The sequence below is a fragment of the Streptosporangium sp. NPDC002607 genome (genome assembly GCF_053592655.1).
Map to the genome: position 1 here is coordinate 1 of NZ_JBSFWD010000098.1, position 17,367 is coordinate 17,367.

Sequence of the window (17,367 nt, forward strand, 5' to 3'; positions counted from 1 at the left end):
GCACCGCCGGAACGGCCGTTCCGGCGGTGCGGACGACGGGACTCTCAGCGCACTCGCCGGCCCGCATCCCGGCGGGGACGGCATCGTCGAACGAGCGCCCACCTGTGGCCGGGGGCCATCGGCGCGCCGTCGTCGTCGCACGGTTCAGCCCGCACCCCGAGCGGCAGCGGCGCATCCCGGAGGAGAGTGAGGAGACGCTGCCGTTGTCCCTGCCCGCCACCCGTCGCGTGTGTCTCCCGCAGTTCGTACCACCCGGGTATCGCAACCCGGTCCAGCGCCCCTCAGCGTCAGCAGATCTTGCCCGGCCTGGCCGCGGTGGCCGTCAGCAGATCCCGTACGAGACCGAGGTCGATCTTTTCCGGCTTACGGAAGCGCAGGCAGCCCTTGCCCATGTCCTGCCCGGCCAGGCGCTGCTCGAAGGCCTCGCGGACATCGCTGCGCAGGAGGTAGAAGGAGATGTACTGCTTCTGGCTTGCGAAGGCGATTTCAACGGCGCCATCCCGCTGGTACGCGGGCATTCCATACTCCATGACCTCGGTGAAGCCCTTGAGCTCCGTACGGCACAGTTCGCGTAGGTCGGTCAGGACCGCCCTGCGCTCGTCAGACACCTCGGCGAGGTAGCCGTCCACGCTTTCCGCATTGCTTCGCACCATACTCAGAGCGTACGAGGAGCTGAGCAGACCGAGAGCCACCCACGGTTTCACCGCGGCTGAGATCAACCATCCGCGCCCGTGGCGACGTGCGTGACAGCCGGCCGTCGGTCCGGGTCACCGACTCGGGCGAAGTGGTCAGGCGGGTGGAGCAAGTAGCCACATCCTCCCATTCGTCGCAAATAAGATCCTCGCATGACACCATTCGCGGCCCCAGATGTGCGGTTCGGAGCGTCAAGGAGGGACCGGTGGCGTTACCTGATATTCATCGGCCCGATAACCGTGACCTCCGTTCTGACGATCCTTGCCGCGGTTCCTCCAGGCGGCAGCTTCATGTTGGCCCTGGTGGCCGCCCCCCTGTGGTTGTGGTCCCTGTGTGCCTGGGTGGCGGTTCTCGCCATCGGCGAACTCAGGCGCGACCTGATACTGGTTCTCGCTCCCCCGTTCATCGGAGCACTCGCTCTCGTCCTCGCCTACTCCGATATTCCGATGCGGACGGCCTTCCTGGTCTCGGAGTCCGCTCTCGTGGAGTACGCGGACTCCTTACCCGAGGGCGAGAAGTGGACAGGGGCGAAGGAGCGCGTCGGCCTTTTCACCATCGATGGCGCGCAACGCCGGCAAGGCGTCGCCCATCTCTTCACCACGGGTGGCGGGATACTCGAAAAGTGCGGGTTCGCATACGTCTCCGATGGACGCCTGAAGGACCTCGACGCCTCCACGGTCAACCACATAACCGGCGACTGGTATGCCACCTGCACCGATTTCGACTGACATCACAGAGGGCAGGTTTCCTGCTGAGCCGTTCCCGGCAGGCACCGATGCGTGGGCACCGCACCCAGACCTCCGCCTGTGAGAGGTGCGACCCTTTTTGCGCCGGACTGGCTTTCCGGCCCTGGCGACATCACATACCCTCAAAAATCCATATCTGACCAGGAGTCACCGTGCCGGCCTACGCGGGAAGCGACCCCGTCCTCCCCGAAACACCCGAACTGATCATGATCGGTGTCGTCGCCCTCGGAGTTCTCTTCGCCGCCGTGGCCGTCGCCATTCTGATCCTCGTCCTGCTGATCAAACTGCTCCGCGACTCTTGACGCTCTCGGCTCCGGGATGATTCCCGGCGCCAGGAGCCGACGGCCCAGAGCGGAGGAGAACCGTGGTCTACCGAGATGGGATGATCCTCGCCGTGAACGAGCCGGAGAACACCGCCGCCCGTAAGACGAACCACGACGCGGAGAGCGTGAGGGCCGCCGGAAACGTGGCCTTCGTTCTTGGGGTGGCCCAGGCTCTCCTGCTCCTTGTCGCCAACGACGGAGAACTGCCAGACCAGGCCCTCACCGGAATGCTGATCCTGGCGGTGATCGGCGTTGGCCTGCGGATCGAAGCGGCGATCAGGGAGCGTGGCCGCTAGCGGGACCTGCCGCCCCGTTCGGACCGGCGCCGGTCGTCCCGCCGCCGTCGGCGGGAAGCCGGTCGGGGTGCCAGGGCATCCACTTTCGCTCGACCTCCGCCTCCAGGTCGACCCCGTGATGTCGTGCCATGACCAGGAGCTGCGACAGGACGTCCGCGAGCTCGGACCGGAAGCCCAGCTCCAACTCGTCGGCGGAGTGCCCCTTGTCCCTGGCCTGGCCGGAGCGCATCAGGAACGCCTGCGTCAACTCGCCGACCTCCTCCTGGAGCTTCAGCAGGAACCAGGTGTCGTCCCGGGTGATCCCGTGCCTGCGCGCATAGGTGCTCGACACCGCCTCGACCTCGTCCGTGAGCCGCCTCAGATCCATGCCGGGAGTGTAGGAGGCAGGTCCGACAACCGCTCTCCGGCGAACCCGTCGCGGTCTCATTCCGGATGACGACCGCCACCATCCCGAAAATCCACAAATATCAGCTAAATGCCGTAGAAAACCTCAAGGCCCCAGAGCCCCGGTGAATTCTTCGCGGCGGATCGGTGCCGAACCGCCGCCCGCGTGGCGCGCGGCATTTACCGCCCGGCCCTCCGCCACTGAATTAAGGTGACATTGCCCGCATCACGTGATCAACCCGTGACAGGGGGCGATCTTCCCCTCAGGCCCTGAAAGCCAAGGTCGAGGAGGGATTCATGTCCCGCGGACACGCCGTCGCCACGGGATGCGTTCTGCCGGTCAACACGCCATAGCCCGCCCACGTCTCTGTCGCCGGAACGGTGCCGAGGCACCATGACATCGCGGAAAAGGTGACGCGCTCGATGATCTTCATTGCCGGACGGCACACCATCGGGAGCCGGAAAGCCGTGCGCCGGTGACCGCGGCGATCCTGGCCGTGCTCACCGCCGCCTGCAACGCCCTCTCCTCGGTGCTGCAGCGGCAGGCGGCGCGAACCGCACCGCAGAGCCGTGTGTTCAAGCTGGCGCTGATCGGATACCTGATCCGGCAACCCTCATGGCTGGGCGGCATGGGTGCGCTGATCGGGGGCTTCCTGCTGCAGGCGGCCGCGCTGAACTTCGGCGCCCTCGCTCTCGTACAGCCCATTCTCGTCACCGAGCTGCCCTTCACGATGATCCTCGTCTCGCTCATCCTGCACGTCCATCTGGACCGGGGGTCATGGCTGGCCATCGGCATCCTGACCATCGGGCTGGCCGTCTTCCTCATCTCCGCCGATCCGGGACAGAGCGGAACCCGGTCCCCGACCATGGACCTCTGGCTGATCACCGTGGTCGTGACGGTCGGTGTCGCCGCCGGTCTGATCACGATGGCGAAGATCCGCAGCGGCCCGTCCCGTGGTGCCCTGCTCGGGATCACCTCCGCTCTGGGATTCGCCTTCACCGCCGCGCTGATAAAGGAGAACACCGAGGTCTTCGCCGCGGAGGACGCCGCCGTACTGACCAGCTGGTCGCTGTACGCCATGATCGCGGCCGGCCTGTTCAGCGTCTTCGTGCTGCAGAGCGCGCTGAGCAGCGCGTCCCTGGTGGTCGTGCAGCCGACGCTCAACATCGCCGACCCCGTCGTCAGCATCATGTACGGCGTCGCACTGTTCGGCGAGAACATCCGGCTTGGCTGGTGGGTCGTCCCGGAGCTCGTCGGGGTGGGGTTGATCTTCTACGGCAGTGTCCGGCTGAGCCGGTCGCCGCTCGTCCGGTAGGGGCCTCGCGGAGGTGAGGAAGGACTCCGCGGGCGCGGCGTCGAACAGGGCGGCTCCCCTGGCGATCCGCCGCGTCCGTTCCGCCCCGCACCCGAAGCGATCCAGCGCGGTGAGCAGTTCCCCGGCGTCACCCGCGTACACGCTCAGCCCGGCCCGCGCCATGGCCCGCGCGCCGTCCCTGCCGTGGCCGGGAATCGGCCGGTAGGAGATGACCGGCACTCCGGCGGCCATCGCCTCCCGGCAGGTCAGGCCCGCCGCGTTGTCCACCAGCGCGTACGCGGCGGCCATCAGGTCCGGCATGTCGTCGCACCAGCCGAGGGCGACACCGGTGTGCCGCAGCAGGTGGCGCAGCTCGCGGTTGTGCCCGCAGAGGACGACGGGCAGGTACCGTCCCGAGCGCGCCAGAACGCGAGCCGTCTCCTCGACTCCGCCCACCCCCCACGCGCCGGCCGAGACGAGGACCAGCCGCTCCCCGGCGCGGGCACCGATCCGGGCACGCACCTGCGCCGCGTCGGCCGCTGACCGCCGGAACTCCGGGCGTACCAGGGGCGCGTGACAGAACGCCGGGCGGCCGGTCGCGGCGTGAACGGCGCGCGCGGTCGCCTGATCCGAGCACAGGTACCGGTCGTTGCCCGGATGCAACCAGAGCCGATGCGCCGCGAAGTCGGTCAGCAGGACGGTACTGGGAACCGGCAGGCGGCCATGTAGCCTCAGGTGGCCGACCGCCTGCGCGGCCAGGTGGAAGGTCGAGACGACCTCGGCCGGCATCCGGCGGCGGATGAGCCCGCGCAGCCGTGCCGCGGCCACTATCGTCAGCGGCGAGGTCGGCGGCGCCCGGTCCGGCACGAAGAAGACCCGGTAGATCAGCGCGTACAGCCAGGGCGCGGAGCGCATCATCCAGCCGTACCAACCGCGCAGCGCCACTCCCAGCCGGAACGGCAGCAGCTTCAGGATATCGACGATCTCCGCTTCGACGCCCTCGGCGGCGAGCCGCCTGGCCAGTTCCACCGCGACCGCGTCGTGCCCGGCCCCCATACCGGCACTGACGATCAGCACCGTGCGTCGCGTTGGCATCACGGCCCCCGTGACCCAGACTTGACACGGTGAACCGTGCCGCGTTGGCCCTCGCCGGTCTGGCCATTCTGCACGTGGGGCCCGCGGCGACCTGGCTGCCCTCCGTGCGCCGGCTGCTGCCCGGCCTCGCCGGGGTGGGCCTCGCCGACCATGTCGCGCTGACCTTCGACGACGGGCCCGACCCGCGATCCACACCGCGTTTCCTCGCGGAGCTGGAGCGGCTCGGATGCCGGGCCACCTTCTTCGTCCTCGGCGAGATGCTCCAACGTCACCCCGCGCTGGGCCGCCGCATCGTCGCGGAGGGCCATGAGATCGCGGTGCACGGCTGGTCGCACGAGAACGCCCTGACGACCCGCCCCGGCCGGATGGCGGCCGAGACGCACAGGGCGGCCGATCTGGTCGCCGCCGTCACCGGTGTCGATCCCACGTGGTACCGGCCGCCCTACGGCGTCCTCAGCGCCGAGACACTGCTCGCCGCCCGTCTGCGGGGACTGCGTCCCGTCCTGTGGACCGCGTGGGGCAGGGACTGGACACGCTCGGCGAGCCCGGCCTCGGTGCTGGCCACGCTGGCATCCGGCCTGCGGGGCGGGGCGACGCTCCTGCTGCACGACTCCGACCACACCTCGGCCCCCGGCTCCTGGCGGTCGGGGCTCGGCGCCCTGCCCGAACTGGTGAACCGCTGCCGCGCCGCGGGTCTGCGGATCGGACCGCTCCGGGACCACGGCGTCTCCGGCGGCCGCACGACCCTTCATGACGTTCGTGAGATCACCGCTCCTCGAAAAAACCTGCCGCAAAAGCCGTACCGCTTTTTGTGACGGCTTTTACCCCAACCCGATCCGGCTCACCTCCCGGCAAAATAACAACCATTTTTCCAAAGGCAGAGATATAACGCGATACTAAATATTTTCCCAGCTCTCACCGATAAAAACCAGCAGATCGTTCATCCGCGTTTATAACAGCCCGTCGGGGACAACCTCAATTTATGAATTGGAGGGGAGCCGATACGCGGAGCGTCATGCTCAAAGCGCGCGGGGAGAACTTCCCGGTCGCCTCATGTTTACTGCCGCGTACCCATCGCCGCCACCTCCTCGCGGTGTACGGCTTCGCACGGACCGTCGACGACATCGGGGACGAGGCGCAGAGCGAGGATCCGCTCCGGCTGCTCGACACCGTCGACGACGACCTCGCCCGCCTGTACGCCGGTCGGGCTCCCCGCCTGCCGGTCATCCGCGCGCTCGCGGGTACCGTCGAGACCTGCTCCGTCCCGGCCGAGCCCTTTCACCGGCTGATCGAGGCCAACCGGCGCGACCAGACGGTCAGCCGGTACGACACCTTCGACGACCTGCTCTCCTACTGCGAGCTGTCCGCGAACCCCGTCGGGCACATCGTGCTGCACGTGTTCGACATGGCCACCCCCTCCCGCCTGGCCCTGTCCGACCGCGTGTGCACGGCGCTGCAGATCATCGAGCACTGCCAGGACGTCGGGGAGGACCACGCCCGAGGCCGCGTCTACCTGCCAGGAGAGGATCTGCGCCGGTTCGGCTGCGACGAGGACGATCTCGCCGCGGCCACCGCCTCGGCGCGGTTGCGCGATGTCGTCGCACTCCAGACGCGGCGGGCCGATCGGCTGCTCGACGAGGGGGACCGGCTCGCCCGATCGGCGACGGGGTTCGCCCGCCTCGCCATCGCGGGCTACATCGCGGGCGGCCGGGCCACCAGTGCGGCACTGGCCCAGGCCGGCTACGACGTTCTCGGCCGCGCCGTACGCCCGCGCGGCGTGCGGTTCCTGACGGCCTGGCTGCGGATCCTCACGAGCAGGGGGTACGACCGTGGACACCGCTGACGCCTACCGGCACTGCGAACAGATCGTCCGCGGTCAGGCGCGGAACTTCTCCTACGGTCTCCGGCTGCTGCCGACTCCCAAGCGCCGCGCGCTCAGCGCGGTCTACGCGTTCGCCCGCCGGATCGACGACATCGCCGACGGAGACGGCCCCGACGGGCAGCGCCTGACCGAGCTGGCCGCCGCGCGCGCCGCACTCGGCACGGCACGGCCCGCCCCCGAGGACCCGGTGCTGGTCGCGCTGCACGACACCGCCCTCCGCTACCCACTGCCGCTGTCGGCGTTCGAGGAGCTGATCGACGGTTGCGCCGCGGACGTACGCGGGGAGACCTACGAGCACTTCGACGAGCTGCTCTCCTACTGCCGATGCGTCGCCGGGTCGATCGGGCGGCTCTCCCTCGGAGTCTTCGGCACCGCGGGCACCGGAGACGGCAAGAGCGACGGCAGGGACGCGGCGAGGGTGGCGCACCTGGCGGACGCGCTGGGAGTGGCCCTGCAGATCACGAACATCCTGCGGGACGTGCGCGAGGACCGGCTGGCCGGGCGGACCTACCTCCCCGCCGAGGACCTCCGGCGATTCGGATGCACCCTGAACATCGACTCCTCCGGCAGGTTCACCGACCCTCCCGACCGGCTCGCCGCGCTGATGCGGTTCGAGGCCGACCGGGCGCGCGACTGGTTCGACGACGGCATGCGCCTGCTGACCGCACTCGACGTGCGCAGCGCGGCGTGCACCGCGGCGATGGCCGGCATCTACCGGTGCCTGCTCGGCCGCATCGCCGCGGATCCCGCCGAGGCACTGGCCTCGCGGCTGTCACTGCCTCCGTGGCAGAAGGCGATGGTGGCGGCGCGCGCCCTGGCGGGGGCCGCCCGATGAACGGCGCTCCGGTCGCGATCGTCGGCGGCGGGCTGGCGGGCATCGCCGCCGCCGTCGCGCTCGGGGAGGCCGGTCACCGCGTGATCCTGTACGAGGCCCGGCCGAGGCTGGGCGGCGCCACCCACTCCTTCGTCAGGAACGGGCTGAGCGTCGACAACGGCCAGCACGTGTTCCTCCGCTGCTGCACGGCCTACCGCGGCCTGCTCGACCGGCTCGGCGTCGCCGGGCGCGTACACCTGCAGGACCGGTTCGACGTACGGGTGCTCACCCCCGCGGGGCGGTACGGGCGGCTGAGACGCGGGATGCTGCCGGGACCGTTCCACCTGCTGCCGGCGCTGGCCGGATACCGGCTGCTCAAGCCCGCCGACCGGCTGCGCGCGATGCGGGTCTCACTCGCCCTTCGCCGGCTCGACCCGGCCGACCCCGCGCTGGACCTGACCGACCTCGGGAGCTGGCTGACCGCCCACGGGCAGCGCGAGCGCGCGCGACACGCCCTCTGGGAGCTGTTCGCGATGGCGGCCCTGAACGTCGGGGTCGAGGGCGCGGCCCTGGGGCCCGCGGCGATGGTCTTCAAGACCGCGCTGCTCGGCCGGGCGGGAGCCGCCGACATCGGCGTTCCCGCCGTGCCCCTCGGCGAGCTGCACGGCGACGCGGCACGGGCCGCCATCGAACGGCGCGGCGGTGCCGTACGCCTGTCGGCGAAGGTCACCGCCATCGAGCGAGGCTCCGTGATCGTGGACGGCAGCCGGGTCGAGGCGCCCGCCGTCATCGTCGCCACGGCGCACGAGCAGGCCGCGGCCCTGGTCCCCGAACAGGCCGCTCCCGGCAGGGAGCGCTGGCGCGGCCTGGACGCGAGCCCGATCGTCAACGTGCACGTCGTCTACGACCGGCGGGTCACCCGGGTGCCGTTCGCGGCGGTCGTGGACTCGCCCGTGCAGTGGGTGTTCGACAAGACCGGCGCCGCGGGACTGCGCGAAGGCCAGTACCTCGCGGTCTCGGTCTCCGCGGCGGACCAGTGGATCGACGTACCCACCGCGCGGGTGCGAGCCACGTTCGTACCCGCGCTTGAGCAGATCTTTCCGGGAGCGCGGCAGGCACGGATCATCGATTTCTTCGTCACGAGGGAACGTCGCGCCACCTTCCGCCAGTGCCCCGGCAGTGGCGCGCTCCGCCCCGAGGCCGCCACCCGGTGGCCCGGACTGTTTCTCGCCGGCGCGTGGACCGACACGGGCTGGCCCGACACGATGGAGGCTGCCGTGCGTAGCGGACTCAACGCGACCTGCCTGGTCAGGCGTCATCTGAAGAGGGAACGTCCCCGGTGACGGCGGTCATCCCGCCCTCGGTCGTGGCCGCCCGCGGGCTCGTGGAGCCCGTGCTCCGGGACGCCGTGGCCAGGCTCGACCCACTGACCTCGCGCGTCGCCGCCTACCACCTCGGCTGGGCCGACCCGGCGGGCCTGCCCGCCGCCTCCGGCGGCAAGGCGCTACGCCCGGCACTGGCCATCCTGTCGACGAGAGCGGCGGGGGGAAGCCAGGAGCAGGGCCTGCAGGTCGCCGCCGCGGTGGAACTCGTGCACGCGTTCTCACTGCTGCACGACGACATCATGGACGGCGACCGGATGCGGCGGCACCGACCGGCCGCGTGGACCGTCTTCGGCTGCTCCGCGGCCATCCTCACCGGCGACGCCCTGCTCTCGCTCGCGGGGGAGTTGCTGCTTGAGGAGGGCGGTCTCCCCGGCCTGCGGGCCGCCCGGCACCTGGCCGTCGCCACCCGGAAGCTGATCGCCGGTCAGGCGCTCGACCTGGAGTTCGAACAGCTCACGGACGTGAGCCTGGCGGAGTGCCGGCGGATGTCCACGCAGAAGACCGGCTCCCTGCTGGCCTGTGCCTGCTCGATCGGTGCGACCGTGGTGAACGGCCCCGCTCCGCTGGTCGTCGCCCTGACGGCCTTCGGAACCGAGGCCGGCCTGGCCTTCCAGCTCGTCGACGACCTGCTGGGCATCTGGGGCAGCCCCGAGACGACCGGCAAACCAGTCCTTTCCGACCTGCGTGCCCGCAAGAAGTCGCTGCCGATCGTCGCCGCGCTCACCAGCGACACGCCGGCCGGTGAGCGGCTCGCCCGCCTGCTGGCCGATCCCCTGCCGCTGTCCGAATCCGACCTGCACGACGCCGCCCGGCTCGTCGAGGAGGCCGGTGGCCGGGCATGGGCCGAGAGCGAGGCCAAGCACCGGCTCGACGCCGCCGAACACCATCTCGCCGGCGCGGACATGCCCCCGGACGTCCGCACCGAATTCCTGGACATCGTCCGCTTCCTCACATCCAGGGGCCACTGACATGACCACCGTCGCCGCTTCCACTTCCGCCGAACTCACCCTCGACGCGGCATGCGACCACCTGCTCGGCCTCCAGGCGCCCGAGGGGTGGTGGAAGGGCGAGTTGCAGACGAACGTGACCATGGACGCCGAAGACCTGCTGCTCAGGGAGTTCCTCGGCATCCGCACCGAGCAGGACACCGCCCAGGCGGCCCGTTGGATCCGCTCCGAGCAGCGTGACGACGGGACCTGGGCCAACTTCCACGACGGCCCCGGCGACCTGTCCACCACGATCGAGGCGTACGCCGCGCTACGGCTCGCCGGTGACCGGACCGACGCCCCGCACATGCGAGCCGCGGCCCGGTTCGTGCGGGAATCCGGTGGGATCGAGGCCAGCCGGGTGTTCACCCGGATCTGGCTGGCGCTGTTCGGGCAGTGGCGATGGGAGGACCTCCCGGTGCTGCCCCCCGAGATGATGTTCCTGCCGCGCTGGTTCCCGCTCAACGTCTACGACTGGGCCTGCTGGGCCAGGCAGACGATCGTCCCGCTCACCATCGTGAGCGCGCACCGCCCGGTCCGGCCGCTCCCGTTCGACCTGGCCGAACTGCGTACCGGACGCCCCGCACCGCCGCACCCCCACGGGCCGTTCACCGTGCTCGACCGCGTCCTGCACCGCTACCAGCGACGTCCCGTCCCCGGCCTGCGGCGGGCCGCGCTGAGGCGGGCCGCCGAGTGGGTCGTGGCCAGGCAGGAGGCGGACGGGTCCTGGGGCGGTATCCAGCCGCCGTGGGTGTACTCGCTGATCGCGCTGAGCCTGCACGGCTACCCTCTCGACCATCCGGTGATGAGGAAGGGCATCGAGGGATTCGACAGGTTCACCATCCGGGACGAGAAGGGGCGCAGGCTGGAGGCCTGCCAGTCCCCCGTGTGGGACACGGTGCTCGCGATCAACGGCCTTCTCGACGCGGGCCTGCCCGCCGACCATCCCGCCCTCGTCGCCGCCTCCGGCTGGGTGCTCACCGAGGAGATCCGGAGCCGGGGCGACTGGTCCGTACGGCGCCCTTCGCTGGCACCCGGCGGCTGGGCCTTCGAGTTCGACAACGACGGCTACCCGGACATCGACGACACGGCGGAGGCGATTCTCGCCCTGCGCCGGGTGCGTCATCCGGACGCCAGGCCGGCCATCGACCGCGGGGTGCGCTGGATCATCGGCATGGCGTCCCGCGACGGCGGTTTCGGGGCCTTCGACGCCGACAACACCCGCGAGATGTGTAAGAAGCTGCCGTTCTGCGACTTCGGCGCGGTCATCGACCCGCCGTCCGCCGACGTCACCGCCCACGTCGTCGAGGCGCTGGCGCAGGAGCGGCCGGACTCCCCCGTCGTGCGACGTGCCGTCGTCTGGCTGCTGAAGGCGCAGGAGGCGGACGGATCGTGGTTCGGCCGCTGGGGGGCCAACCACGTCTACGGCACCGGCGCCGTGCTCCCCGCGCTCATCGCGGCCGGCGTACGGCCCGGCAAGCCGTGCATAAGGCGTGCTGTCGCCTGGCTGGAGAGGCACCAGAACGACGACGGCGGCTGGGGGGAGGATCTGCGCTCCTACACCGATCCCCGCTGGATCGGGCGCGGCCACTCCACTCCCTCGCAGACGGCGTGGGCCCTGATGGCGCTGCTCGCCGCCGGGGAGCGGTCACCGGCGGTGGAGCGCGGCGTGGAGTGGCTGGTCGGCCACCAGCGCCCGGACGGCGGCTGGGACGAGCCGTACTTCACCGGGACCGGCTTCCCCGGCGCCTTCTACATCAACTACCACCTCTACCGCCTCGTCTTCCCGATCAGCGCGCTGGGCCGTTACGTGCGCTCCCGAGAGGTGCCCTCGCACCCCAGGCCCGCGCTGAGGAACGAGGCGGTCACCGTGGACGCCGGGTGACCGGCCTGCTGATCTGCACCGCCCTGGCCGTCGAGGCACGGGCCGTACGGAGCGGCCTGCCGACCGAGGAGGTGCGGGTGATCCGGACCGGGATGGGCCCGCGCCGCGCCGCGAGCGCGGCGGCGCGGCTCCCGCCGGCGGGCGCGCTGGCGGTGACCGGTTTCTGCGGGGCGCTCGACGAGGGCCTGCGCCCGGGAGACGTGCTGGTGGCGAGCGAGATCCGCTTCGAGGGCCGGATGGTGCCCTGCCCCTCGGCATGGCCGCTGGCCGAGGAGCTGGCTCGGGCCGGCCTGTCCGCGCGTACCGGACCGCTGGTCACCTCCGATCACATCGTGACGGGGGCCGAACGTCGCAGGCTCGCCGCCGAGGGGGCGGCGGCCGTCGACATGGAGACCGGGCCGCTGGCGGGCGCGGTGCCCGGCCTGCCGTTCGCCGCGCTGCGCGTCGTCGCCGACATCGCCGGTGCCGCACTGTTGCGCCCGGCCACGATACGCGGCGGTGCCGTGGCGTACCGCGTGCTGCGCCGGCTCGGCCCGGTCCTGGCCCGCTGGGCCGCCGCGATCTCACCCTCTCTCCCCGAGGAGTCCGTCCCGTTCCATTACCCAAGGAGATGCAACCCAGATGCCGACACCGATCCGCCAGAGTCTTCGCATCGGCGGCTACATCCTCCGCCAGAAGCTGCGCGGGCGGACGAAGTTCCCCCTTCTGGTGGAACTTGAGCCCCTGTTCGCCTGCAACCTGCACTGTGCGGGCTGCGGAAAGATCCAGCACCCCGCCGACGTGCTGAAACAGCGCATGCCGGTCGAGCAGGCCCTGGCCGCCATCGAGGAGTGCGGCGCGCCCATGGTCTCGATCGCGGGCGGGGAACCGCTCATGCACCCGCAGATAGGGGAGCTGGTCCGGGAGCTGGTCGCCAGGAGGAAGTACGTGTTCCTGTGCACCAACGCGCTGCTGATCCCCAAGAAGATCGACCAGTTCAAGCCCTCGCGGTACTTCGCGTGGGCGATCCACCTGGACGGCATGCGCGAGCGCCACGACGAGTCGGTGTGCAAGGAGGGCGTGTTCGACGAGGCCGTCGCCGCGGTCCGGGAGTGCCGGCGCCGTGGTTTCCGGGTCACCACGAACACGACGTTCTTCAACACCGACAGCCCGCAGACGGTCGTCGACGTGCTCGACTATCTCAACGACGATCTTCGCGTCGACGCGATGATGATCTCTCCCGGGTACGCGTACGAGAAGGCGCCCGACCAGGAGCACTTTCTCGGCGTGCGGGAGACCCGGGAACTGTTCCGTAAGGCGTTCTCCGGCGGGAACCGGCGGCGGTGGCGGTTCAACCACACCCCGCTCTTCCTCGACTTCCTCGAAGGGAAGATCGACTTCCCGTGCACGGCGTGGGCCATCCCCTCGTACTCGCTCTTCGGCTGGCAGCGCCCCTGCTACCTCATGTCCGACGGCTACGCGGCCACCTATCGGGAACTGGTCACCGAGACCGACTGGGACGCCTACGGCCGGGGGCGCGATGACCGGTGCGCCAACTGCATGGCCCACTGTGGATACGAGCCGACCGCCGTCTTCGCCACACTCGCCTCCCTCAAGGAGTCGATCCGGGCTCTGGGCGGCGGCTGAGCTCCGGCTGTCCGCCGAATATCCCGGCGAGGGTGCGGAAGGGGCCGGGTGCCACGCCCTTCAGCCTGGCCGGCAGCCGCAGCCAGCCCGGCACGTACGACTCGGGCCTGCCGCACTCGACGGCGGACACGATCGCCTGGGCGACCCGTTCCGCGGGGATCGGCACGGGCCATCGCCGTGTGTAGGGGGCGCCGCGCCGCTCGAAGAACGGGGTCTCCACCACGCCGGGCAGCACGACGGACACGCCGATCCCGCGCGACTCGTACCGCAGGCTCTCGGCGAAGCCGAGGAGGCCCGCCTTGGTGGCGGCGTACACCGCCTCGTCCCGCACCCCGATCGCTCCGGCGATCGAGGCCACGAAGACGAGGTGTCCCCGGCCGCGCTCGATCATGGCGGGCAGCAGCGACCGGGTCAGCAGGATGGGAGCGGTCAGGTTCCCCGCGACCAGGCGCTCGACGGTACCGTCCGGCATCGCCGGGAACGGCCCCGCCCACCCGCACCCGGCGTTGCCGACCAGCACGTCGACCAGCCCCGCGCGCTCGGCGAGACCCGCGAGGTCCGTCGTGAGGTCGCCGGCGAGTGCCTGGCCGCCGGTCTCCGAGGCGACGGCCGCAAGCCTGTCCCGATCGCGCCCCGACAGGACGAGGCGGGCCCCCGCGGCGGCCATCGCCCGCGCGGTCGCGGCCCCTATGCCGGACGACGCACCGGTGATCAGCACACGAGCGCCCGCGAGTCTCATCTCGATCCCTCCGGTGTGCGGATGTCAGGAGCCCATGCTGCTCCTGTCCGTCCCGCATCCCGGGGAGGGAATGGCCTTTGAGACCGTTCTTTACCGCACGGATTCCGTCAGGTGAGGAGGGTGTCTCCGATCCAGCCGTTCGGGGAGCAGCCTGGCGGGATGGCGAAGACCGCCGAGCCGATCGGGGTCGTCCACTCGTTGAGCAGGTCGGCCTCGTCCAGCCGGCGCTGGATGGGGATGAACTGCCGGGCGATGTCGGCCTGGTAGGAGGCGAACAGCAGCCCGGAGTCGGCGTGCCCGTCGGGGGTGAGCCCCTCGTCGTAGTTGTAGACCCGGCGCAGGATCCGCATTCCCGCGTCGGCGACGTGGGCCCGGCGGATGTGGGCCTGCTCGGAGATGACCGGGAAGCCGATCGCGTTGAGCTTGGTGAAGTCGGCCTCGTCATGCTCGTCGCGCCCGGTGAGCGGGGCGCCGTTGTCCAGGCGGCGGCCCACGGTGAACTCCTTGGCGACCCGGTCGACGGCGTCCCAGGTCTCCATCTCCGCCCGGATGCGCCGCAGCACCAGCGTGGTGCCGCCGCGCAGCCACGACGGCCCCTCGCGCACCCACACGGCCCGGTCGAACTCGGGGGTGCCGGGCTTGGGGTTGACGGTCCCGTCGAGCTGGCCCATCACGTTGCGCTGGGTCGCCTCGGCGGCGTGGGTGCCGGCGGCACGCCGGAAGCCCCGCTGGGTCCAGCGCACCTTGGCGAAGGAGCGGGCGTCCTTGACGACCATGCGCAGGGCGTGTGCGAGGGCGAGGGCGTCGTCGGCGCAGATCTGCAGCAGCAGGTCCCCGCCGCTCCACTCCTTTTTGAGCCTGTCGATGGTGAAGGCGGGCAGCGGTGCCACGGTCTTGGGCCTGTGGTCGGCCAGTCCGGCCGCCGCGAAGAGACCGGGGCCGAATCCGAAGGTCACGGTCAGCCTGGCGGGCAGCAGGGCCAGCTCGGGCTCGGTGTCGGCCAGGGCGGGCCTGCCCTGGGTCAGCCGCCTGGCGTCGTCGGTGAGCAGCCGCATCATCCGCCCCAGCGTCTCGCGGTCGGTGCCCGGCAGCAGGTCCAGGCCGACGAACACCCCGTACGCCTGTGGCGGGGTCGCGATGCCCGCCTGGTGGACCCCGTCGAAGGGTTCCACCGCGGAACCGCCGGAGACGGGGACGGCCGGAGCGGGCCGGGGAGCGGCCGGGGGGACAGCCTGGTCGGGAGCGCACGCGGCGAGGGCACCGGCCGCGGTGACGGCGCCTCCCGCGAGCAGTCCCCTACGGCTGATTCGGGGATCTGGCATGAGTTCTACTCCGCTTCCCGCTCAGCCGTGGCTCTCGCCCGCGCCCATGCCCTCGTGGCCCTCCGGGTCCGTGCCGGGCTGGTAGTTCTCCTGGCCTCCGGCGAAGTCCTTGCCGACCGCGGTGAACTCCAGGGTCTTGCCGTCCTTGAGATTGAGGGTGAAGGGGATCTCCGCGCCGGGCTTTACGGCCTCGGTGACGCCCATCAGCATGATGTGGTCACCGCCGGGCTGGAGCCGGTGGGTGCCCCTCGGCGGGATCACGATCCCGCCCTCCTTGGGGCGCATGATCATCTTTCCCTTGGAGTCGACGACCTCGTGCAGCTCGACCTTCGGCGAGACCGGCGAGGCGGCGGAGAGGACCGTCACCTCGGTGTCGGTGTTGTTGACCAGGGTGCCGAAGGCGGCGCTCATCCCCTTCTTGGCGGTCTTCACCCACGGGTCGGTGATCGTCAACGCGGGAGCGGCGGAGGTGGCGGGGGCCGCGGCGGGGGCCGCTGCCGGGGCGACGGTGCTCTGGGAGCCGCACCCGGCCAGGGCCACCGCGACCGCGACCAGGATTCCGGCAGGGGTGATACGACGAACGGACATGATGATGCCTCTCTTCTGGCCGGCCGTCCGACAGGCCGCGGCCGATCGCCGCTCGATGGCCATGCCGGGCAGGCAGCCTGGAACTGTCACGCTGGTTCGGTCCGCCGGGCGGTAGGAAGGCCGCATCGGCGCAGGCCCGCGCGTGCGGGCTCGGGAACGAGTGATGCCCCCGGGTGACCCGCGCGGTCAGCCGGAGGCGGCGGTGACGGTCCGGGGAGGGCCACGCCGGCTGAGAACGTGGCGCAGCACGGCGGAGCGGAGAACGCCCGGTTCGATCGCGGGCGGGGCGAGGAAGGACACGTACGCCGGGGTCACGGGCACGATGAGCACGCGGCCTAGCCGCGCACCGAGCCGTCGCAGCAGCGCCCACAGCGCCGCCTCGCCGCGCGCCAGCCAGAGCGCGGTCAGCCCGGCGGCCCACCCGTGCGCCACCAGCATGCCCAGACCGGGCAGCAACCCCGAGTGGACATGCCCGATCATCTCGGCCGGGGACGCGGCGTGGGAGAGGGAGAACAGCACGTGCACCCCGGCCTGCACACCCGCCAGCAGCGGCAGGATCACCGCCAGCGTGCGCTCGCGCCCCGAGGCGGCGAGGGCCGCGCCGAAGGCGAGGGCCAGGGCGGCGGCCGCGCTCGGCGCGGAGACCGAGCCTCCCGCGAGGACATGCGCCATCACGCTCAGGCCCAGGCAGACCGCGGCGAAAGCGGCGGCGCGGGCGATACGGAAAGGCCAGGTCGCGGGCATGGTCCGGCAATCATCCCATGTCGCCGTGGCGGTTCACGGACCCCCCTTGGCGAAGCGGGCTTTCAGCACCTCAGGCCGGTCGCCGCACTGCCGTACTCACCGGTAACTAAGTAGTCGAACTCATGCCTCGAAAGGCGAATGGTCTCGACGATGGAAGGCATGACACGACCGGTGAAGAACACCACGACCCCCGCCTTCTACCTGCAGGCCGTCATCTCGTTCGGACTGTCGGTGGCGGCGATGGTGATCGGTATCGCCTACCTGCCCGTGACCACCTGGGTCCGGTCCTTCATGGGCATCGGGCTGCTCTACGTGGTGACATCGACGTTCACTCTCGCCAAGTGCGTCCGGGACCGCACCGAGGAGGCCGCGGTCGTCAGCCGCGTCGACCAGGCCAGGCTGGACAAGCTGCTGGCGGAGCACGACCCCTTCAGGAACGACTGACGCCCCCGCGCCGCCGGGCGGGGCCAGGCCCTGTCCTGCGGATCTTTTGCCTACTGCGGTCGGTCAGGCGGCGCCTCGCCGCGTTGTCGTCGGTCACCGCAGCACGCTGCGGCTCCCTCC

The 17,367-nt window shown here is 71.0% G+C and carries 22 protein-coding genes and 1 pseudogene; 14 read left to right on the top strand and 9 right to left on the bottom strand.

Annotated features, from left to right (window positions below):
* Both ACWD3H_RS45825 and ACWD3H_RS45830 read right to left on the bottom strand, forming a co-directional pair.
* On the bottom strand, positions 1-220 hold a 220-nt coding region (locus tag ACWD3H_RS45825; RefSeq protein ID WP_451959519.1), incomplete at its 3' end, for a hypothetical protein.
* A 67-nt stretch (positions 221-287) separates the two neighbouring features.
* Positions 288-653 (bottom strand): iron chaperone, encoded by a 366-nt coding sequence (locus ACWD3H_RS45830; protein WP_355566456.1) that lies wholly within the window; start codon positions 651-653, stop codon positions 288-290.
* Between the two features lie 192 nt (positions 654-845).
* Between ACWD3H_RS45830 and ACWD3H_RS45835 the strand changes: the two genes are divergently transcribed.
* From ACWD3H_RS45835 to ACWD3H_RS45845, 3 genes are all read left to right on the top strand, one after another.
* Complete coding sequence (locus tag ACWD3H_RS45835) at positions 846-1,421, top strand: hypothetical protein (protein WP_451959520.1); 576 nt, start codon at positions 846-848, stop codon at positions 1,419-1,421.
* Positions 1,422-1,591: 170 nt separating this feature from the next.
* On the top strand, positions 1,592-1,741 hold the full coding sequence (locus tag ACWD3H_RS45840; RefSeq protein WP_451959521.1) for a hypothetical protein: 150 nt from the start codon (positions 1,592-1,594) through the stop codon (positions 1,739-1,741).
* 62 nt (positions 1,742-1,803) lie between these two features.
* A complete protein-coding gene (locus ACWD3H_RS45845; RefSeq protein WP_451959522.1) occupies positions 1,804-2,058 on the top strand; it encodes a hypothetical protein in 255 nt (84 codons plus the stop codon).
* Here the strand turns inward: ACWD3H_RS45845 and ACWD3H_RS45850 are convergent.
* Positions 2,039-2,425: a pyrophosphatase gene (locus tag ACWD3H_RS45850; protein WP_451959523.1), complete on the bottom strand. Its 387-nt coding sequence runs from the start codon at positions 2,423-2,425 to the stop codon at positions 2,039-2,041. The two genes, ACWD3H_RS45845 and ACWD3H_RS45850, sit on opposite strands and share 20 nt — an antisense overlap.
* 280 nt (positions 2,426-2,705) lie before the next feature.
* Complete coding sequence (locus ACWD3H_RS45855; protein WP_355566463.1) at positions 2,706-2,876, bottom strand: hypothetical protein; 171 nt, start codon at positions 2,874-2,876, stop codon at positions 2,706-2,708.
* A 42-nt stretch (positions 2,877-2,918) separates the two neighbouring features.
* Here ACWD3H_RS45855 and ACWD3H_RS45860 point away from each other — a divergent pair, with 42 nt between their 5' ends.
* Entirely contained in the window at positions 2,919-3,758 is an 840-nt protein-coding gene (locus tag ACWD3H_RS45860; RefSeq protein ID WP_451959524.1) for a DMT family transporter, read from the top strand.
* Between the two features lie 208 nt (positions 3,759-3,966).
* On the top strand, positions 3,967-4,314 hold the full coding sequence (locus ACWD3H_RS45865) for a hypothetical protein (RefSeq protein ID WP_451959525.1): 348 nt from the start codon (positions 3,967-3,969) through the stop codon (positions 4,312-4,314).
* A gap of 41 nt (positions 4,315-4,355) precedes the next feature.
* Here the strand turns inward: ACWD3H_RS45865 and ACWD3H_RS45870 are convergent.
* A pseudogene (locus tag ACWD3H_RS45870) lies at positions 4,356-4,832 on the bottom strand (MGDG synthase family glycosyltransferase); the annotation flags it as partial.
* Between the two features lie 29 nt (positions 4,833-4,861).
* On the opposite strand from ACWD3H_RS45870, the gene ACWD3H_RS45875 reads away from it, so the two are divergent.
* The 8 genes from ACWD3H_RS45875 (at position 4,862) to hpnH (ending at position 13,410) form a co-directional block, all read left to right on the top strand.
* The gene (locus tag ACWD3H_RS45875; protein ID WP_451959526.1) at positions 4,862-5,647 is read left to right on the top strand and encodes a polysaccharide deacetylase family protein; all 786 of its coding nucleotides are present in this window, start codon (positions 4,862-4,864) and stop codon (positions 5,645-5,647) included.
* Positions 5,648-5,847: 200 nt separating this feature from the next.
* Positions 5,848-6,675, top strand: coding sequence for a squalene synthase HpnC (hpnC, locus tag ACWD3H_RS45880; protein WP_451959527.1), 828 nt, complete (start codon positions 5,848-5,850; stop codon positions 6,673-6,675).
* Entirely contained in the window at positions 6,662-7,549 is an 888-nt protein-coding gene (hpnD, locus tag ACWD3H_RS45885) for a presqualene diphosphate synthase HpnD (protein ID WP_451959528.1), read from the top strand. Before hpnC ends, hpnD begins: the two co-directional genes overlap by 14 nt.
* The gene (gene hpnE, locus ACWD3H_RS45890; protein ID WP_451959529.1) at positions 7,546-8,871 is read left to right on the top strand and encodes a hydroxysqualene dehydroxylase HpnE; all 1,326 of its coding nucleotides are present in this window, start codon (positions 7,546-7,548) and stop codon (positions 8,869-8,871) included. Before hpnD ends, hpnE begins: the two co-directional genes overlap by 4 nt.
* Positions 8,868-9,881: a polyprenyl synthetase family protein gene (locus ACWD3H_RS45895; protein ID WP_451959530.1), complete on the top strand. Its 1,014-nt coding sequence runs from the start codon at positions 8,868-8,870 to the stop codon at positions 9,879-9,881. The genes hpnE and ACWD3H_RS45895 overlap by 4 nt, the downstream gene beginning before the upstream one ends.
* 1 nt (position 9,882) lies before the next feature.
* Positions 9,883-11,784 carry a squalene--hopene cyclase gene (gene shc / locus ACWD3H_RS45900; RefSeq protein ID WP_451959531.1) on the top strand — a complete coding sequence of 634 codons (1,902 nt, stop codon included), beginning with the start codon at positions 9,883-9,885 and terminating at the stop codon, positions 11,782-11,784.
* Positions 11,781-12,503, top strand: coding sequence for a phosphorylase family protein (locus tag ACWD3H_RS45905; RefSeq protein WP_355622919.1), 723 nt, complete (start codon positions 11,781-11,783; stop codon positions 12,501-12,503). Before shc ends, ACWD3H_RS45905 begins: the two co-directional genes overlap by 4 nt.
* A complete protein-coding gene (hpnH, locus tag ACWD3H_RS45910) occupies positions 12,406-13,410 on the top strand; it encodes an adenosyl-hopene transferase HpnH (protein ID WP_451959532.1) in 1,005 nt (334 codons plus the stop codon). The genes ACWD3H_RS45905 and hpnH overlap by 98 nt, the downstream gene beginning before the upstream one ends.
* Here the strand turns inward: hpnH and ACWD3H_RS45915 are convergent.
* From ACWD3H_RS45915 to ACWD3H_RS45930, 4 genes are all read right to left on the bottom strand, one after another.
* Entirely contained in the window at positions 13,376-14,149 is a 774-nt protein-coding gene (locus ACWD3H_RS45915; RefSeq protein ID WP_451959533.1) for an SDR family NAD(P)-dependent oxidoreductase, read from the bottom strand. The two genes, hpnH and ACWD3H_RS45915, sit on opposite strands and share 35 nt — an antisense overlap.
* Positions 14,150-14,256: 107 nt before the next feature.
* The gene (locus ACWD3H_RS45920; RefSeq protein WP_451959534.1) at positions 14,257-15,471 is read right to left on the bottom strand and encodes a Dyp-type peroxidase; all 1,215 of its coding nucleotides are present in this window, start codon (positions 15,469-15,471) and stop codon (positions 14,257-14,259) included.
* Between the two features lie 21 nt (positions 15,472-15,492).
* On the bottom strand, positions 15,493-16,059 hold the full coding sequence (locus tag ACWD3H_RS45925; RefSeq protein ID WP_451959535.1) for a copper chaperone PCu(A)C: 567 nt from the start codon (positions 16,057-16,059) through the stop codon (positions 15,493-15,495).
* A 186-nt stretch (positions 16,060-16,245) separates the two neighbouring features.
* A complete protein-coding gene (locus tag ACWD3H_RS45930) occupies positions 16,246-16,803 on the bottom strand; it encodes an MFS transporter (protein WP_451959536.1) in 558 nt (185 codons plus the stop codon).
* Positions 16,804-16,962: 159 nt separating this feature from the next.
* Here ACWD3H_RS45930 and ACWD3H_RS45935 point away from each other — a divergent pair, with 159 nt between their 5' ends.
* Complete coding sequence (locus ACWD3H_RS45935; protein ID WP_451959537.1) at positions 16,963-17,247, top strand: YiaA/YiaB family inner membrane protein; 285 nt, start codon at positions 16,963-16,965, stop codon at positions 17,245-17,247.
* Positions 17,248-17,367: the final 120 nt, after the last annotated feature.

What these genes read in the sequence shown, in the direction of transcription:
- hpnH (WP_451959532.1), top strand. Translation starts at nt 12,406, where the DNA reads ATGCCGACACCGATCCGCCAGAGTCTTCGCATCGGCGGCTACATCCTC.
- ACWD3H_RS45835 (WP_451959520.1), top strand. Translation starts at nt 846, where the DNA reads ATGACACCATTCGCGGCCCCAGATGTGCGGTTCGGAGCGTCAAGGAGG.
- ACWD3H_RS45855 (WP_355566463.1), bottom strand. Translation starts at nt 2,876, where the DNA reads ATGAAGATCATCGAGCGCGTCACCTTTTCCGCGATGTCATGGTGCCTC.
- ACWD3H_RS45915 (WP_451959533.1), bottom strand. Translation starts at nt 14,149, where the DNA reads ATGAGACTCGCGGGCGCTCGTGTGCTGATCACCGGTGCGTCGTCCGGC.
- ACWD3H_RS45925 (WP_451959535.1), bottom strand. Translation starts at nt 16,059, where the DNA reads ATGTCCGTTCGTCGTATCACCCCTGCCGGAATCCTGGTCGCGGTCGCG.
- ACWD3H_RS45830 (WP_355566456.1), bottom strand. Translation starts at nt 653, where the DNA reads ATGGTGCGAAGCAATGCGGAAAGCGTGGACGGCTACCTCGCCGAGGTG.
- ACWD3H_RS45930 (WP_451959536.1), bottom strand. Translation starts at nt 16,803, where the DNA reads ATGCCCGCGACCTGGCCTTTCCGTATCGCCCGCGCCGCCGCTTTCGCC.
- ACWD3H_RS45920 (WP_451959534.1), bottom strand. Translation starts at nt 15,471, where the DNA reads ATGCCAGATCCCCGAATCAGCCGTAGGGGACTGCTCGCGGGAGGCGCC.
- shc (WP_451959531.1), top strand. Translation starts at nt 9,883, where the DNA reads ATGACCACCGTCGCCGCTTCCACTTCCGCCGAACTCACCCTCGACGCG.
- ACWD3H_RS45865 (WP_451959525.1), top strand. Translation starts at nt 3,967, where the DNA reads ATGACCGGCACTCCGGCGGCCATCGCCTCCCGGCAGGTCAGGCCCGCC.
- hpnC (WP_451959527.1), top strand. Translation starts at nt 5,848, where the DNA reads ATGCTCAAAGCGCGCGGGGAGAACTTCCCGGTCGCCTCATGTTTACTG.
- ACWD3H_RS45850 (WP_451959523.1), bottom strand. Translation starts at nt 2,425, where the DNA reads ATGGATCTGAGGCGGCTCACGGACGAGGTCGAGGCGGTGTCGAGCACC.
- hpnE (WP_451959529.1), top strand. Translation starts at nt 7,546, where the DNA reads ATGAACGGCGCTCCGGTCGCGATCGTCGGCGGCGGGCTGGCGGGCATC.
- ACWD3H_RS45935 (WP_451959537.1), top strand. Translation starts at nt 16,963, where the DNA reads ATGACACGACCGGTGAAGAACACCACGACCCCCGCCTTCTACCTGCAG.